Source organism: Streptomyces parvus (assembly GCF_032121415.1).
In the GTDB taxonomy this organism is placed as follows: domain Bacteria; phylum Actinomycetota; class Actinomycetes; order Streptomycetales; family Streptomycetaceae; genus Streptomyces; species Streptomyces globisporus_A.
The window spans coordinates 5,839,884-5,855,146 of sequence record NZ_CP135079.1 but is presented as its reverse complement, the minus strand read 5'-3'; the positions used below and the strand labels follow the sequence as shown (position 1 = coordinate 5,855,146).

The window sequence follows — 15,263 nt, the reverse complement described above, 5'->3', positions numbered from 1 at the left end:
TCGGGCCCGGTGGCGACGGCGTCCGCCGGCCCGCCCCTCCCCGCCTCAGTGCCCGCGGCCCGGATGCACCACCATGGCCGAGCCACCGCCCCGCCGCACCTTTTCCGCCGCCGCCAGCCAGCGGCCGTCGGGCAGCCGCTGCACCCCGGTGGCGGCGCCGATCTCCGGGTTCTGCCTGAAGGCGTGACCGAGCTTCTCCAGCTCCGCGCGGACCGGGCTGTTCCACAGGTCCGGCTCGATCTCGGTGGTCGGCGCGTTGCGCTGGCTGGCGCGCGGCGCGGCGATCGCGTCGACCAGCGGGAGCCCCCGGTCCAGGTGTCCGGTGAGCGACTGGAGGACGGTCGTGATGATCGTGGCCCCGCCCGGCGAGCCGAGGGCCAGCACCGGCTTGCCGTGCTTCAGCACGATGGTGGGGGAGATCGAGGAGCGCGGCCGCTTGCCCGGTCCCGGCAGGTTCGGGTCGTGGACCGCCGGACTGGCCGGCGCGAAGGAGAAGTCGGTCAGCTCGTTGTTGAGCAGGAAGCCGCGCCCGGGCACGGTGATGGCGCTGCCGCCGGTGGACTCGATCGTCAGGGTGTAGGCGACGACGTTGCCCCACTTGTCGGCCGTCGTCAGATGGGTGGTGTTCTCACCCTCGTACGTCGTCGGCGCGGCCGTGCCGCCGCTGCCGCACCGTTCCGGGTTTCGCGGGTCGCCCGGCGCCAGCGGACTGGTCAGCGCCTTGTCGTCGCGGATCAGGCACTCCCGCGCGTCCGCGAACCGCTGGCTCAGCAGCTCCTTCGTCGGCACGTCCTCGAAGGCGGGATCGCCGACCCAGCGGCCCCGGTCGGCGAACGCGATCCGGCTCGCCTCGATGAGCCGGTGGAGGTACTGGGTCCGATCTGCCCGGGAGAGGTCCGTGGACTCCAGGATGTTGAGGGCCTCGCCGACGCTGGTGCCCCCGGACGAGGAGGGGGCCATGCCGTAGACGTCCAGGCCCCGGTAGTTCACCTTGGTCGGGTCCTGGCGGAGGGTCCGGTAGGAGGCGAGGTCCTTGCGGGTCAGATCGCCGGGGCGGACGACCCGGGTGGCGGCAGGGTCGACGGGCGGCTTGCGCACCGTACGGACGATGTCGTCGGCCAACGCGCCCCGGTACAGCGCGCCGACGCCCTCGCGGCCGAGCTTCTCGTACGTACGCGCCAGATCGGGGTTCTTGAACACCGATCCGACGACGGGGAGTTCACCGCCCGGCAGGAAGAGCTTCGCGGAGGCCGGGAAGTCGGCGAACCGGGCCTGGTTGGAGGCCGTCTGCGAGCGGAAGGTGCCGTCGACGACGAAGCCGTCCCGGGCCAGGCGTTCGGCCGGTTTCAGCAGCGTGCGCAGGGACTTGCTGCCCCACGCGTCCAGCGCCCGCTCCCAGGTGGCCGGGGTGCCGGGCGTGCCGACGCCGAGACCGCTGGTCACCCCCTCCTCGAACGGGATCGGCTTGCCGTTCTCCAGGAACAGGGAGGCGTCCGCGCTGCGCGGGGCGGTCTCGCGGCCGTCGATGGTCCGCACCTGGCGCGTCTTCGCGTCGTAGTGGACGAAGTAGCCACCGCCGCCGATACCCGCCGAATAGGGCTCGGTCACACCGAGCGCCGCCGCGGTGGCCACGGCCGCGTCCACCGCGTTGCCGCCCTTGCGCAGCACCTCGATCCCGGCGGCCGACGCATCCGGATCGACGCTCGCCACCGCTCCCCCATGCCCCACCGCCACCGGGGACTTGGGCGGCGCGGGGCGCGGCGTGGCGGTCGGCGCCGAGGTCGCCGGGGCGGCGGCCTGGACCGAGGCGACCACGGCCAGTACGGCCAACAGGGACGTGTTCCGACCGACGGAACGGCGCATACGTACCTCCAGTCAACGGATCTCCGCCGCAGGGTAGCCCCGGGCAGCCCGGATCGTCAGGACCGCCTCGAACGGTTACCCGAATGACCGATACCATGCGCGCCCATGACGGACGACGTGCGCAACATCGTGCTGGGCGTGATAGCCGCCGGGATCAGTGCCTCGCTGGGCTGGATCGCCCGAACGTACCTCTGGCGGCGCGGACTCCGCCGCAGGCAGTCCTTCTTCGGGCTGCCGACGAACTCCGAGTGCCTCCTGGTCGTCAACCGCTACGCGGGCGCCGAGGGAGCGGTGCACCGGCACGACGCCTTCGCCCTGCTCGAACTCTCCGCGCTCATCAAGGACTGCGGGGCCCATGCGCAGATCGTCACCCACGACACGGCGCAGCAGGGGTACGGAGAGCGTACGGAGTACTGCGTCGGCGGCCCCACGTCCAACCAGCGGATGGCGGCGCACCTGCGGACCCTGCTGCCCGGGGTGCGGATCAACGTCGAGCAGGACCCGGGGCCGGACCGGGTGGCGTTCCAGGTCGGCTCGGAGCGCTACCGGATGGAGCCGGGCACCGCGGAGTACGTCCTGCTGGCCCGCCTGACGGGAGGTCAGGAGTCGCGTCCGGTCTTCCTGTTCTGCGGCCAGCGGGCCATCACGAACCAGGCGGCCACCCGTTACGTCGCCCGCAACTACGACAAGTTGCGCCGCAAGCACGGGAACAAGTCGTTCTGCCTGCTGCTCAAGGTCGTCAACTCCCAGGCCTACGGTCCCGATGTGGTGGAACTGGTGGGCGACGTGACCCGCGAGGCCCGGTCCCCCGCCCCCAGCACGCCCGCCTCGCACCGGGCGGGCAGCTGACCGGACCGCCTCAGCGGCGCCGCCGTGCCCGCCCGGCCGGACTTTCCGGTGCGGGGAAGGAACCCGACATGGGGGAAATACCTCTTCTCTCCTGAGCACCCAGCCCTGGAGGTCTTTCCGTGAGTTCCGCACGCCCGCGCATCCGTCGTTCCGCCCAGGCCGGCCGGAGGGCCAGGCTCGCCCTGACCGGGCCCGCGGCGCTGCTGGCCGCCGCGCTCACCGCGTGCTCGGGCGGCGCTTCGGGCTCCGCCGAGGTGGGCGGGGACGGCAGGGCCCCCGCCACCAGCATCACCGTGAACCTCCGGGGCGAGGCCGCGGCGCCCGGTGAGCCGGTGAAGGTGACGCTGAAGCACGGCAAGCTGAAGGCCGTGTCGGTGAAGGCGGGCGAGGGCGGCCCGCTGGCCGGGAAGATATCGGCCGACGGCCGGACCTGGACGTCCGACCGCTTCGCCGCGCCGGGCACCGCGTACACGGTCGAGGCGACGGACACGGACGGCGGCAGCGACCGGGCGGCGTTCGCCACCGCCGAGGCCGAGAAGGTGAACAAACTGCTCCTCGCGCCGGGCAGGAACACGACCGTGGGCATCGCGCAGCCGCTGTCCGTCGTCTTCGACCACCCGGTGAAGGACAAGGCGGCCGTGGAGAAGGCCCTGAAGGTCTCCACCTCCAACGGCACCGAGGGTTCCTGGGGCTGGCTGCAGGACTACTCGGGCAAGGACCGTGCGGACTGGCGGCCCGAGGAGTACTGGAAGCCCGGCACGAAGGTCACCCTGGACGCACAGCTGAACGGCGTCGACACGGGGGCGGACGGCGGCTGGTTCGTCCGCGACTACGCGACGACGTTCACGATCGGCGCGGCGCAGGTGGTCAAGGTCGACCTCGACGGACACCGGCTCGCCCTTCACCGGGACGGAAAGCAGGTGCTGGACCTGCCGATGTCGGCGGGTACCCCGGGCGGCGAGAAGGCTTCCTGGCGGGGCACGGCGGTCCTGATGTCGAAGGAGGGCACCATCAACATGCGCTCCGAGACGGTGGGCCTGGGCGATGCCTACGACAAGATGGTCGACTACTCGATGCGGCTGACCTGGTCGGGGATGTACGCCCACGCGGCACCGTGGAACGCGGGCTATTTCGGCCAGGCCAACCGGAGCTCCGGCTGCCTCGGGATGAGCGACGCCGACGCCTCCGCGCTGTACGGGCAGGTACGCGTGGGCGACCCGTTCGAGATCACCGGCGCGGAGTCCAAGGGCACGGTCGCCGAGGGCAACGGCTACGGCGCGTGGAACGTCTCGTGGACGGACTGGCAGGCCAAGAGCGCCCTGACGTGACCCGGTAGCGCCCGTTCCGCACCGGACACGCTACTGACGCCACGTCCAACAATCGTTACCTTCGCGCAATACGACGAGTAGTTACCAGGGGTAAACAACCAGGGTTACCGTCGGGTCACTTTGCACTGACACGCGTGAGGAGTGACCCGTGGTACGTCCGAAACCGGCACTGCGCACCACCGCTTCGATCACCACCGCCGCCGCCCTGCTCGCTGGCGGCGCACTCGTCGCCTCGCCCCCGGCGGCCGCCGCCCCCGCCCCTCCCGCCGCGCCCGCGAGCACGACGGGCGGTGGCCTGACGTTCCACGACATCCCCGGGTCCGGGGACATCACGCTCAAGGGCAACGTGTTCACCCCGGCCGGGGCCTCCGCCGGGGCGAAGCACCCCCTCATCGTCTTCCCGACGAGCTGGGCCACGCCGCAGATCGAGTATCTGGCGCAGGCCCAGAAGCTCGCCGACTCCGGCTATGTCGTGGTGAGTTACACCTCACGCGGCTTCTGGCGCTCCGGCGGGAAGATCGAGGTGGCGGGTCCGCCGGACATCGCGGACGCCTCCGCCGTCATCGACTGGGCGCTGGGGCACACCTCCGCCGACCCGGACCGCATCGGCATGGGCGGCATCTCCTACGGGGCGGGCATCAGCCTGCTGGCGGCCGGGCACGACCCGCGGATCAAGGCGGTCGCCGCGCTGAGCGGCTGGGCCGATCTGATCGACTCGATCTACAGCGGGCGCACCCAGCATCTCCAGGCCGCCGCCCTGCTCGGCGGCGCGGGCCTGCTCACCGGACGGCCCAGCGACGAACTGACGCAGACACTGAAGGACTTCCTCGGCTCCCGGCTGGACAAGGAACCGGAGATGATCGCCTGGGGGAAGAAGCGGTCCCCCTTGACGTATCTGGACCGGATCAACGCCAACGGCGCGGCGATCATGATGGGCAACGCCTGGGGCGACACCATCTTCCCGCCCAACCAGTACGCCTCGTTCTATGACAAGCTCACCGGCCCCAAGCGTCTGGAGTTCCGCCCCGGCGACCACGCCACGGCCGAGGCCACCGGACTGCTCGGGCTGCCCAACGACACCTGGACGAGCACCCGCCGCTGGTTCGACCGCTATCTCAAGGGCGAGCGCAACGGCATCGACACCGAGCAGCCCGTCCAGCTCAAGTCCCGCACCGACAAGGGGTACGAGGGGTACCCGGACTGGAAGTCGGTCGGCACGCTCAAGAACCGGATCCCGCTGGACGGCACCAAGAAGGTGCGGGCCGACGTCGACTCCGGTGCGAACGGGGGCATCTCGATCCTGTCCAACGCGCTGGACCAGTTCCTGAAGCTGCCGCCGGCGGTCTCCGTACCGCTGCTGCCGCGGACGTTCGCGAGCGTGTGGCAGTCGGAGCGGTACGCCACCGAGCAGCAGATCCGGGGGACCGCCACGCTGCACACCACGGTCACCAGCACGAAGCCGAGCGGCACCCTCGTCGCGTATCTCTACGACGTGGGGCCGCTCGGCATCGGCAAACTGGTCAGCAACGCTCCGTACACCTTCCACGGGCAGACGCCGGGCCGGCCGTTCCCCGTCGACCTGGAGCTGTTCTCCACGGCCTACGACGTCCCGGCCGGTCACCGGCTCGCCCTGGTGATCGACACCGTCGATCCGCTGTACATCGAGCACAACCCGACCGGCGCGCAGCTGACCTTCTCCTCGCCCGGCACGGACCCGAGTCATCTCTCGGTCCCGCTGCGCGAGAAGTGATCACCGACTGCTGCCGGGCGGGCACTGCCCGGCTACTGCCCTCCCGGCAGCAGCGTCCCCGGTTCGGCCGGGGCCACCCCGACCGCTCTGGTTTTCAGGTTGCGCCGCTGCCGCTTGGCCACCCAGGTGGCGAACCACGAGAGCAGCATGCACATCCCGATGTAGATCGGCGAGATCACCATCACGACGGGGATGAAGGGAAGATCGTAGTCGAGATTCGACGCGATCAGCTTTCCGGCGTGGAGGAATTCCTCGTAGGTGATCAGATAGCCCAGTGAGGTGTCCTTCAGCGCGACCACCAGCTGGCTGATGATGGTCGGCAGCATCGCGCGCACGGCCTGGGGCGCCAGGACGAAGGTGGTGACCTGCGTCTTGCGCATCCCGAGCGCGTACGCCGCCTCGCGCTGGCCCCGGTCCACGGAGTTGATCCCGGTGCGGAACACCTCCGCGAGGACCGAGCCGTTGTAGAGGGTCAGCCCGGCGACGAGGGCGGGCAGCGGCTGGACCTTCAGCGCCACGAAGATGAAGAAGATCATCACCAGTACCGGCATGGCCCGGAAGAACTCGACCAGCAGGGTGGAGATCCAGCGCAGCACCCGGTGTTCGGAGAGCCGGCCGACGGCGAGGACCGCCCCGAGCGCGAGCGAGAGGACCGCCGCGTACGCGAACGCCTTGAGGGTGTTGCCGAGCCCGCGCAGCAGCAGTTCCTGAATGCCCTTGTACTCGAAGGGCGTCCACTTCTGCGCGGTGAACTGGTCGGTGTCGAAGAGCAGGTGGACGATCCAGCCGAACAGCGCCACGATCAGGACCGTGGAGGCGATCCCGTACATCAGGTGCCGTCTGCGGGTCACGGGGCCGGGGATGTCGTAGAGCGCGGTGGCCTCGGGCGCCGAGGCTCGGGACGGCTTACGGGTGAGGGTCTTGGTCATCGTGCCACTCCCCAGCGCTTCTCCATCACGTTGAACACCGCGCTGATGGTCAGGGTGATGATCAGGTAGCCGACGGCGATCCAGATGAAGGACCAGATGATGCTGTAGCCCAGTTCGTTGAGCGTCTTGTAGGTGCCGAGGAGTTCGGTGACGCTGAACGCCCCGGCGATGGCGGAGTTCTTCGCCAGCGCGATCAGCGTCGAGCCGACCGGCGGGATCACCGACCGGAACGCCTGCGGCAGCACCACGGTGCTCAGGGTCTGGCCGAAGTTCATGCCGAGGCTGCGGGCGGCCTCGCCCTGGCCCTTGGGCACGGTGTTGATGCCGGAGCGCAGCACCTCGCAGATGAACGCGGAGGTGTAGCAGCCGAGTGCGAGGACGGCGAAGAGCTGGAACGGCAGGACGAGCCCGAAGCGGGGCAGGCCGAGCAGGACCGCGAAGAACAGCAGCGTCAGCGGGGTGTTGCGGAGCACGGTGACCCAGACCGTCCCCAGCACCCGGAACGAGCCGACGGGCGCGACCCGGAAGGACGCCATGAGGAAGCCGAGGACGAGCGCCAGCGCCGAGGCGTAGACGGTCAGTTCGACGGTGCCGAGGAAGCCCTTGCCGTAGAGGGAGAAGTTCTCTGTCAGTACATCCATGGGTGGGGCCGTCCCCTCAGGTCGCCGGGTAGCGGTCGATGGGCGGCGGGGCCGGCGCGGGCGCTCCGGAGAGCCCCAGCGTCGCTTCGTACGCCTTCTTCCAGTTGCCGTTCTTCTCGTTGGCCTCCAGCGCGTCGTTGAGCGCGTTGCGCAGGGCGTTGTCGCTGCGCGGTACGCCGATGCCGTACGGCTCCTCCGAGAAGGGTTTGCCGACGACCTTCATCTCGTCGGGCGCCTTGGCCGCGAAGCCCAGCAGGATCGCGTCGTCGGTGGTGACCGCGTCGACCTGGTAGGTGAGGAGGTTGTCGACGCAGATCGAGTACGTGTCGTACGCGACGAGGGTCGCCTTGGGGTAGTCGGCGGCGATCCGCTGGTAGGGGGTGGAGCCGGCCGCCGAGCAGACCGTCTTGCCCGCCAGGTCCTGGGGCCCGTTGATGTCGTTCTCGTCGGTGCGCACCAGCAGTCCCTGGCCGGCCATGTAGTACGGGCCGGCGAAGCCGACGAGCTTCTTGCGCATGTCGTTGATGGTGTAGGTGCCGACGTAGTAGTCGATCTGGCCGTTCTGCAGGGCCGTCTCGCGGTTGGCGGAGGCGATCGTGCGGAAGCGGATCGTCTTCGGTTCGAAGCCGAGCGAGGCCGCCATCATGCGGGCGATCTCGATGTCGAACCCGGAGTAGATCCCGCTCGCCGGGTCCTTCTCGCCCAGGTAGGGCTGGTCCTCCTTGGCGCCGACGATCAGATAGCCGCGCCTCTTCGCCTTGGTCCAGGTGCGGGAGTCGGGCAGGTCGAAGCCGGTGTCGACCCGGTACACCGGCAGAGCCTCGGCCTTGGGACCCTTGACCGGCGGGCTGCCGTCCTTGCCGCAGCCGGCGGCGAGTGCGGCGAGCAGAAGGCCGGCCACGAGGGCGGCGGCCCGGCCCGTACGCGTGTTCCTCGTACGCAACATGGAATGCCCCCCTCAGTGCTTGAGGATCTTGGACAGGAAGTCCTTGGCGCGGTCGCTCGACGGGGACGTGAAGAAGTCCTCCGGGACGCGGTCCTCGATGACGCAGCCGTCGGCCATGAACACCACGCGGTTGGCGGCGGAGCGGGCGAAGCCCATCTCGTGGGTGACCACGATCATCGTCATACCGTCCCGGGCCAGTTGCTGCATGACCTCCAGGACCTCATTGATCATCTCCGGGTCGAGCGCCGAGGTCGGCTCGTCGAAGAGGAGCGCCTTGGGGTCCATGGCCAGGGCGCGGGCGATGGCCACGCGCTGCTGCTGGCCGCCGGAGAGCTGGGCGGGGAACTTGTCGGCGTGGGCGGCCAGGCCGACCCGGTCCAGCAGTTCCCGGGAGCGCTTGTCGGCCTCGTCCTTCTTGCGCTTGCGGACCTTGAGCTGCGCCAGCGAGACGTTGTCCAGCACGGTCTTGTGGGCGAAGAGGTTGAACGACTGGAAGACCATGCCGACTTCGGCGCGGAGCTGGGCCAGCCCCTTGCCCTCCGCGGGGAGGGGCCTGCCGTCGATCGTGATGCTGCCGGACTCGATCGTCTCCAGCCGGTTGATCGCCCGGCACAGGGTGGATTTCCCTGAGCCGGAGGGGCCGATGACCACCACCACCTCCCCGCGGCCGACGGTGAGATTGATGTCCTGAAGTACGTGCAACTCCCCGAAGTGTTTATTGACGTCCCTCAGTTCGATCAAAGGATCGACGGCCATGCGCTGCCCTACCCACTTGTCGCTGTGTCGAGGTCAGCGCAAACTATCCATCGCGAAAAGGGACTTCGCACCCGACACGCGTAAATGGCGCAAAAGGCGTTTTAACTGGATTAGGCGGGCGAGTCGGACGGCTCACCGGCGCCCGGCTCAGTTCTCGGCGGACTCCGCGTACACCTGGGAGAGCTCCGGGCTGCCCGCCATCGCCCAGTCGAGCCCGGCCGAGACGACGTCGATCTCCCGCCCGGACTCCAGCCGCACCACGGGCTGACCGCTCGGCCAGATGTCCCACGCGGCGCCCGGCACCGTCCGCACGATCACCGTGCCGAGGTAGAGGCCGGCGTCGTTGCCGAGCCAGGGCAGTTCCTCGGGGTCGTCGCGCCAGCGGGGCGGCAGCTGGTCGAGCGCGGCCAACGAGGCGGGGGTGTCGTCGAGTTCGAGTCCTTGCTGCCCCGCCCGGACGCGCAGCAGCTCGCATTCGGCGAGCAGCTCGGTCACACCGTCGGGGTCCGTCTCGACGGCGGTGGCGAGCGTGCCCGACTGCGTACCACCCTGACGCTTACGCCAGTTGTCCAAGAAAGGGATGTTCATACCACTAGGGTCCCATCCCGGCCCGGTTCCGCACCACAGGGCGCGCGGCGTTCACCGGTCCCCCACCCCGCCCCGACCGGAGATCCGAGCGCATATCTAAGGTGCGTACATGAGTGCACACACCTACGTCTCGGAACTGTTCTCGCTGGAAGGCCGGGTGGCGGTGGTCACCGGCGGCAGCTCCGGCATCGGCCGGGCGATCACCGGCGCCCTGGCCCGGGCCGGCGCGAGCGTCGTCGTGGTGGCTCGCCGGGAGGCGGAGCTGCGGACGACCGTGGACGAGCTGACCGCGGAGGGCTGCCGGGCGGCCTGGGTGAGCGCGGACCTGAGCACCGCCGAGGGGGTGCGCGTGGGGGCGGAGGAGGCCGCGGCGGCGTTCGGGGAGCCGGACATCCTGGTGAACTGCGCCGGGATCAATCTGCGCCCGCCGATGACCGAGCTCGGCGAGGACGTCTGGGACACCACGATGGCGGTGAACCTGAAGGCGCCGTTCCTGCTCGGGCAGCGGTTCGGGCCGGGCATGGCCGAGCGGGGGTACGGGCGGATCATCCACATCACGTCGCAGCAGGCGCACCGGGCCTTCGTGAGCAGCGGTGCCTACGGGGTGTCCAAGGGCGGCCTGGAGTCGCTGACCCGGTCGCAGGCCGAGGCGTGGTCGCCGCACGGCGTCACCGTGAACAGCCTGGTGCCCGGTTTCGTGCTGACCCCGCTGAACGCGCGTCTCCAGTCGGATCCGGAGAAGGTGGCGTCGCTGGCCGCCCGGACCCTGGTCGGCCGGAACGGCCTAGCGGAGGACTTCGCCGGGGCCGTGGTGTTCCTGGCGGGGCGCTCATCGGCGTACGTCACCGGGCAGTCGGTCTTCGTGGACGGCGGGTTCTCGGTGCACTGAGACCGCCGTCCACGCGACGAGGGGCCGCTGTGGGGTTCAGGGCTGCCGGCGGAGGGCCTGGGCCGCCTCGCCCACCGCCCGCTCCACCGCGGCGGACACGGCCTCCTTGTCCAGACCGAGGCCGTTCAGCACGCCGGAGCCGTCCTCGAACTCCAGCAGGGCCAGCAGGACGTGCTCGGTGCCGACGTAGTTGTGGCCGAGCCGCAGGGCCTCACGGAAGGTCAGCTCCAGGACCTTGCGGGAGTCCGGGTCGTACGGGATCAGCTCGGGCACCTCGTCCGCGGGGGCGGGCAGCGCGGCGGTCGCCGCCGCCCGCAGGGCGTCCGGCTCCACGCCCTGCCCGACGAGGACGCGGGCGGCGATGGCCTCGGGCTCGGCGAGCAGAGCGAGGGCCAGGTGGGCGGGGACGATCTCGGCGTGCCGGGCGGTCCGGGCCTCGTTGTGGGAGGCGACCACCACGTTGCGGGCCCGCGGGGTGAAGCGGTTGAAGCCCTCGTTCGGGTCCAGGTCCGATGAGCCGTCGGCCTTCTTGGGCACGAAGCGCTTCTGGGCGGCCTGGCGGGTGACCCCCATGCTCCGGCCGATGTCCGTCCAGGAGGCGCCGGAGCGGCGGGCCTGGTCCACGAAGTGGCCGATGAGATGGTCGGCCACGTCTCCGAGGTGGTCGGCGGCGAGGACCGCGCCGGAGAGCTGCTCCAGGGCGTCGTCGTTGGTCTTCTTGATGGCCTCGATCAGATCGTCGAGGCGTACGGAAGGGGTGACCGGAAGAGGCTGCGTCATGTGACAACCGTAGGTTGACACCTGGAGAGTGTCAACCTTGGGTTGTCACGTGGTTCGCGGCTTCTCGCCCGCCGCCGCCCGCCCCAGCTCAGAGGTCGAGGTCGACGACCACCGGGGCGTGGTCGGACGCACCCTTGCCCTTGCGCTCCTCACGGTCGACGTAACTGTCCTTGACGGCGGCGGTGAATGGGGCGTTGCCGAAGGTCAGGTCGATCCGCATGCCCTTGTTCTTGGGGAACCGCAACTCGCGGTAGTCCCAGAAGGTGTAGGCCCGGTCGTACTTGAGGGGGCGGGGGTGGACCTCGCTCAGGCCCTCCGCCTCCAGGGCCGCGAGGGCGGCGCGCTCGGCGGGCGTCACGTGCGTGGCGCCCTCGAACAGCGCAGGGTCCCAGACGTCCTCGTCGGTCGGGGCCACGTTGAAGTCGCCCAGGACCGCGAAGGGCAGGGCCCCCGCCGCGTCCGCCGCCACGGCCTTCCGCAGAGCCTCCAGCCAGCGCAGCTTGTACGCGTAGTGCTCGTGCTCGACCTCGCGGCCGTTGGGCACGTACACCGACCAGAGGCGCAGCGGGCCACAGGTCGCCGAGATCGCGCGGGGCTCCTGCACGCCGTCGTACTCCGGGCCGCCGGGCAGCCCGGTGACGACGTCGGTGAGACCGACCCGGGAGAGCAGAGCGACCCCGTTCCACCGGCCCGTGGCGTTGACGGCGGATGCGTAACCCGCCTCGCGCAGGGCTTCGGCGGGGAACTGCTCCGCCGTGCACTTGGTCTCCTGGATGCACAGCACATCGGTGCCGCTGCTCTCCAGCCAGGCCAGAAGCCTCGGCAGCCGGGCGGTGATCGAATTGACGTTGTAGGTGGCGATGCGCATGGCAGCCAACCTAGCCGCTCCCACTGACAGCGGCCGCCGGGCTCACAGCTCGGTGGTGCCGCCCGGGGCCAGCCGGCCGTGGTCCGCGCCGCCCAGGGCTCCGATCTGGTTGTCGTAGATCGGGCGGGCCAGATCGGTCAGCAGGGCGTCGTGGACGTCGATGGCGCGCCGCGGCTTCACCTCGCGTACGTAGTCGATGACCTCGGAGATCTTGCTCCAGGGGGCCATCACCGGAAGCAGGAGCGTGTCCACGGGGCGCTCGGGAACGGTGAGCGCGTCGCCGGGGTGGAAGACCGAACCGTCCACGAGGAAGCCGATGTTGGTGATCCTCGGGATGTCCGGGTGGATCACCGCGTGCAGCTCGCCGTGCACGGTGACGTCGAATCCGGCGGCGGAGAACGCGTCCCCGTCGCCCACGGTGTGCACCCGGCCCGGGAAGGCGGCCGAGAGCTGCTCGGCGACGCTGCGCAGCGTCCAGACCTCGGCCGCGGGGTTGGCCTCCAGACCCGCGCGCAGCCGCGCCTCGTTGAAGTGGTCCGGGTGCTCGTGCGTCACCAGCATGACGTCCGCGCCGAGCGCCGCGTCGTCCTCGGAGAAGCCCCCGGGGTCGATGACCAGGACGCGCCCCTCCTTCTCGATCCGGACGCAGGAGTGGGTCTTCTTGGTGAGGGTGAGTGCCCCGGGCGATACGTTCATGGCTCCATCCTGCTACGCGGGCGGCGTGGTTTCCTCCTGGATCACCTTCTGCGCCACGGCGAAGGCGGCTCCGGCGGCCGGGATGCCGCAGTAGACGGCGGTCTGGAGGAGAACTTCCTTGATCTCGGCGGGCGTCAGACCGTTGCGCAGGGCGGCCCGGGTGTGCGCGGCGAGGCCCTCCAGGTGGCCGGAGGCGACGAGCGCGGTGAGCGTGATGACGCTGCGGGTGCGGCGGTCGAGGCCGTCGCGGCTCCAGACCTCGCCCCAGGCGTACCGGGTGACCAGCTCCTGGAAGTCCTCGGTGAAGGTGTCGGCCCTGGCGTTCACCGCGTCGACGTGGGCGTCCCCCAGCACCTCGCGGCGGACCTTCGTGCCCTGCTCGTACCGGCCGTCCGGGGTCGGCGCGGCGGCGTCGGGCGTAGCGGCGGCCGGGGCGATCTCGGCCACCGGGGCGAACGGCGTGCCGGGGGCCGCGGGCGCGGTGACGTGGGGCAGCACGGGGATCGCGGCCGAGGTGTCCTGCTGCCAGGCGGTGGAGAAGTGCATCATCAGCAGGTCGCTGACGGCGGCGGGCTGCTCGACGGGCGCGAGGTGGGAGGCGCCGGGGACGAGCGCGAGGCGGGCGTCCGGTATCCCGGCGACCAGCGTGCGGGCCTCGGCGGGCCCGGTGACCTGGTCCTCCGCCCCGACCAGCACCAGGGTGGGGACGCCGATCCGGCCCAGCGCGCCGCGGATGTCGAACGCCGCGAGCGCCTCGCAGGCGGCGATGTAGCAGCCGGGGTCGGTGGTGCGGACCATCTGCACGGCCCATTCCACGATGGCGGGCTGCGCGGCGGCGAACCCGGGGGTGAACCAGCGCTCGGGCGCGGTGCGGGCCATCGGCTCCAGGCCGTTGGTGCGGACGATCACGCCCCGCTGGCGGAACTCGTCGGCCGTGCCGAACCGGGGCGAGGAGGCGACGAGCGCGAGCGAGGCGACCCGGTGCGGGTGGCGCAGGGCCAGGTCAGCGCCGATCGCCCCGCCGATGGAGCAGCCCGCGTAGCCGAAGCGCTGCACGCCGAGCCCGTCCAGCGTCGCGAGCAGCCGGTCGCCCAGCTCGGCGACGGAGGCGGCGGCGTGGGCGGGCGCGCCGCCGTGGCCGGGCAGGTCGTAGCGGAAGATCCGCCAGTGCTGGGACAGCTCGGGTATCTGCCGGTCCCACATGTGCCAGGTGGTTCCGAGAGAGGGACCGATGACCAGGACCGGGGCGTCCTCGGGCCCGTCGAAGCGGTACTGAAGGGTCCGCGGTGCGGCTGCCGACGCCTGCGCCCCCCGCGGGGCGGACGGCGCCTGCGGATCGGAAGCGGCCTGCGCGGACTGGGGCACGGGGGTGATTTGCGGGCCGAGGGCGGCCTGAGCGGCCTGCGGGCCGGGACCCGGCCGGCCGGCCTCGGCGGGCTGCGGCGCGGAGGCGATGTGCGGCGGCTGCGGCGCGAAGGGACCCTGCGGGGCCGCCGGGGCGAGCGGGGTCCGGTCCGGCTGCGCGGCCTCCCGGAAGCCGGGCGTTCCGCCGCCGAGGGGCAGGTAGGGCGCCGGGAAGGATTCCGGGGCGCCCGGCGCGGTGACGGCGTCCGGTCCCTGGTGCGGGGCCGGAACCGCCTGATGAGGCGCTCCGGGATGCGGGGCGGGCCCACCGGGGTGGGGGGCCTGCACGGGCTGCGGGGTCGTCTCGCTCACTTCGCTCACTCGCTCCAGGTTACTGAGCGCCCCTCCGGCCCCCGGTCAGGGGGTCGCCGCCGATACGACGTACACGACGGGGCTGGCCGGGTCGGTCATGTTGACCGTGATGTTCTGGGTGGGGCGCGGCTTCTTGTTGCTGTGCGTGGTGCCGGCCCAGTGCTCGCCGGGGCCGAAGGACCAGCCGGTGATCTTGATGTCCCGCGGGCTGATGGTGATCCTGTCCGGCTCCAGCGCCGCACGTCCCGTGCCCACCCCGGTCAGGAAGCGGTCGAGGCCGGCGGAGGTGGTCCGGAACTTCGCGTACATCCGGCTGGCTTTCCAGTTGTTCGTCTCGTAGTACTGGACGCCCTGGCCGTTGCCGGGGATCGGGATCTCGAAGATCCGGCGCTGCATCTTGGAGGGCCAGCCCTCGCGCAGCCCCTGGGCGGCCGCCTCGGTCTCCTTGTCCATGCCCGAGCGGCGGCTCTGGCCGGCCGAGATCAGCAGGTAGCCGGCCGGGATGCCGATCAGCAGCACGATGATCGTGGCGGTGATGAAGCGCCGCTTGAACACGCGCCGGCGGTCCTCGGGCGGTTTGCCCTCGCCGTCGCCCGGAGACTCCGACTGGTGCGGCACCACGGGGTGCCCGGCTGCGATCATGATCAGGTGGTCCCTAGGTGCT

General features: G+C 71.0%; 15 protein-coding genes. 4 read left to right on the top strand and 11 right to left on the bottom strand.

Annotated elements, in window-relative coordinates; all coding sequences use genetic code 11:
* Positions 1 to 45: 45 nt before the first annotated feature.
* Positions 46 to 1,863, bottom strand: coding sequence for a gamma-glutamyltransferase (gene ggt, locus RNL97_RS27350; protein WP_313751314.1), 1,818 nt, complete (start codon positions 1,861 to 1,863; stop codon positions 46 to 48).
* Between the two features lie 105 nt (positions 1,864 to 1,968).
* Between ggt and RNL97_RS27345 the strand changes: the two genes are divergently transcribed.
* The 3 genes from RNL97_RS27345 to RNL97_RS27335 all read left to right on the top strand — a co-directional run bounded on the left by RNL97_RS27345 (position 1,969) and on the right by RNL97_RS27335 (position 5,790).
* Positions 1,969 to 2,712: a hypothetical protein gene (locus tag RNL97_RS27345; RefSeq protein WP_313751313.1), complete on the top strand. Its 744-nt coding sequence runs from the start codon at positions 1,969 to 1,971 to the stop codon at positions 2,710 to 2,712.
* A 119-nt stretch (positions 2,713 to 2,831) separates the two neighbouring features.
* Entirely contained in the window at positions 2,832 to 4,040 is a 1,209-nt protein-coding gene (locus tag RNL97_RS27340) for a L,D-transpeptidase (protein WP_243315701.1), read from the top strand.
* 148 nt (positions 4,041 to 4,188) lie between these two features.
* Positions 4,189 to 5,790: a CocE/NonD family hydrolase gene (locus RNL97_RS27335; RefSeq protein ID WP_313751312.1), complete on the top strand. Its 1,602-nt coding sequence runs from the start codon at positions 4,189 to 4,191 to the stop codon at positions 5,788 to 5,790.
* A gap of 32 nt (positions 5,791 to 5,822) precedes the next feature.
* On the opposite strand, the gene RNL97_RS27330 is transcribed toward RNL97_RS27335, so the two are convergent.
* From RNL97_RS27330 to RNL97_RS27310, 5 genes are all read right to left on the bottom strand, one after another.
* The gene (locus tag RNL97_RS27330) at positions 5,823 to 6,719 is read right to left on the bottom strand and encodes an amino acid ABC transporter permease (protein WP_243315699.1); all 897 of its coding nucleotides are present in this window, start codon (positions 6,717 to 6,719) and stop codon (positions 5,823 to 5,825) included.
* Positions 6,716 to 7,360: an amino acid ABC transporter permease gene (locus tag RNL97_RS27325; protein WP_030585389.1), complete on the bottom strand. Its 645-nt coding sequence runs from the start codon at positions 7,358 to 7,360 to the stop codon at positions 6,716 to 6,718. The genes RNL97_RS27330 and RNL97_RS27325 overlap by 4 nt, the downstream gene beginning before the upstream one ends.
* Before the next feature lie 16 nt (positions 7,361 to 7,376).
* Positions 7,377 to 8,306, bottom strand: coding sequence for a glutamate ABC transporter substrate-binding protein (locus RNL97_RS27320; RefSeq protein ID WP_313751311.1), 930 nt, complete (start codon positions 8,304 to 8,306; stop codon positions 7,377 to 7,379).
* 12 nt (positions 8,307 to 8,318) lie between these two features.
* Positions 8,319 to 9,062 (bottom strand): amino acid ABC transporter ATP-binding protein, encoded by a 744-nt coding sequence (locus RNL97_RS27315; RefSeq protein WP_030585383.1) that lies wholly within the window; start codon positions 9,060 to 9,062, stop codon positions 8,319 to 8,321.
* A 147-nt stretch (positions 9,063 to 9,209) separates the two neighbouring features.
* The gene (locus tag RNL97_RS27310; RefSeq protein ID WP_030585380.1) at positions 9,210 to 9,650 is read right to left on the bottom strand and encodes a DUF6278 family protein; all 441 of its coding nucleotides are present in this window, start codon (positions 9,648 to 9,650) and stop codon (positions 9,210 to 9,212) included.
* A 109-nt stretch (positions 9,651 to 9,759) separates the two neighbouring features.
* On the opposite strand from RNL97_RS27310, the gene RNL97_RS27305 reads away from it, so the two are divergent.
* On the top strand, positions 9,760 to 10,539 hold the full coding sequence (locus RNL97_RS27305) for an SDR family NAD(P)-dependent oxidoreductase (RefSeq protein WP_030585376.1): 780 nt from the start codon (positions 9,760 to 9,762) through the stop codon (positions 10,537 to 10,539).
* 36 nt (positions 10,540 to 10,575) lie between these two features.
* Here the strand turns inward: RNL97_RS27305 and RNL97_RS27300 are convergent, their stop codons facing one another.
* From RNL97_RS27300 to RNL97_RS27280, 5 genes are all read right to left on the bottom strand, one after another.
* Positions 10,576 to 11,319: a Clp protease N-terminal domain-containing protein gene (locus RNL97_RS27300; protein ID WP_030585373.1), complete on the bottom strand. Its 744-nt coding sequence runs from the start codon at positions 11,317 to 11,319 to the stop codon at positions 10,576 to 10,578.
* 88 nt (positions 11,320 to 11,407) lie between these two features.
* A complete protein-coding gene (locus tag RNL97_RS27295; protein WP_030585371.1) occupies positions 11,408 to 12,187 on the bottom strand; it encodes an exodeoxyribonuclease III in 780 nt (259 codons plus the stop codon).
* A 42-nt stretch (positions 12,188 to 12,229) separates the two neighbouring features.
* Positions 12,230 to 12,883: an MBL fold metallo-hydrolase gene (locus tag RNL97_RS27290; RefSeq protein ID WP_030585369.1), complete on the bottom strand. Its 654-nt coding sequence runs from the start codon at positions 12,881 to 12,883 to the stop codon at positions 12,230 to 12,232.
* Between the two features lie 12 nt (positions 12,884 to 12,895).
* Positions 12,896 to 14,608, bottom strand: a complete 1,713-nt coding sequence (gene pcaDC, locus RNL97_RS27285; RefSeq protein WP_463674043.1) for a bifunctional 3-oxoadipate enol-lactonase/4-carboxymuconolactone decarboxylase PcaDC — start codon at positions 14,606 to 14,608, stop codon at positions 12,896 to 12,898.
* 36 nt (positions 14,609 to 14,644) lie between these two features.
* Complete coding sequence (locus RNL97_RS27280; RefSeq protein WP_030585363.1) at positions 14,645 to 15,241, bottom strand: hypothetical protein; 597 nt, start codon at positions 15,239 to 15,241, stop codon at positions 14,645 to 14,647.
* Positions 15,242 to 15,263: the final 22 nt, after the last annotated feature.

Bases quoted from the DNA above. Each gene is read 5' to 3' on its own strand.
- RNL97_RS27325 (WP_030585389.1), bottom strand. From the start codon at position 7,360: ATGGATGTACTGACAGAGAACTTCTCCCTCTACGGCAAGGGCTTCCTC.
- RNL97_RS27300 (WP_030585373.1), bottom strand. From the start codon at position 11,319: ATGACGCAGCCTCTTCCGGTCACCCCTTCCGTACGCCTCGACGATCTG.
- RNL97_RS27280 (WP_030585363.1), bottom strand. From the start codon at position 15,241: ATGATCGCAGCCGGGCACCCCGTGGTGCCGCACCAGTCGGAGTCTCCG.
- RNL97_RS27315 (WP_030585383.1), bottom strand. From the start codon at position 9,062: ATGGCCGTCGATCCTTTGATCGAACTGAGGGACGTCAATAAACACTTC.
- RNL97_RS27305 (WP_030585376.1), top strand. From the start codon at position 9,760: ATGAGTGCACACACCTACGTCTCGGAACTGTTCTCGCTGGAAGGCCGG.
- RNL97_RS27320 (WP_313751311.1), bottom strand. From the start codon at position 8,306: ATGTTGCGTACGAGGAACACGCGTACGGGCCGGGCCGCCGCCCTCGTG.
- ggt (WP_313751314.1), bottom strand. From the start codon at position 1,863: ATGCGCCGTTCCGTCGGTCGGAACACGTCCCTGTTGGCCGTACTGGCC.
- RNL97_RS27345 (WP_313751313.1), top strand. From the start codon at position 1,969: ATGACGGACGACGTGCGCAACATCGTGCTGGGCGTGATAGCCGCCGGG.
- RNL97_RS27295 (WP_030585371.1), bottom strand. From the start codon at position 12,187: ATGCGCATCGCCACCTACAACGTCAATTCGATCACCGCCCGGCTGCCG.
- RNL97_RS27290 (WP_030585369.1), bottom strand. From the start codon at position 12,883: ATGAACGTATCGCCCGGGGCACTCACCCTCACCAAGAAGACCCACTCC.
- RNL97_RS27330 (WP_243315699.1), bottom strand. From the start codon at position 6,719: ATGACCAAGACCCTCACCCGTAAGCCGTCCCGAGCCTCGGCGCCCGAG.
- RNL97_RS27310 (WP_030585380.1), bottom strand. From the start codon at position 9,650: ATGAACATCCCTTTCTTGGACAACTGGCGTAAGCGTCAGGGTGGTACG.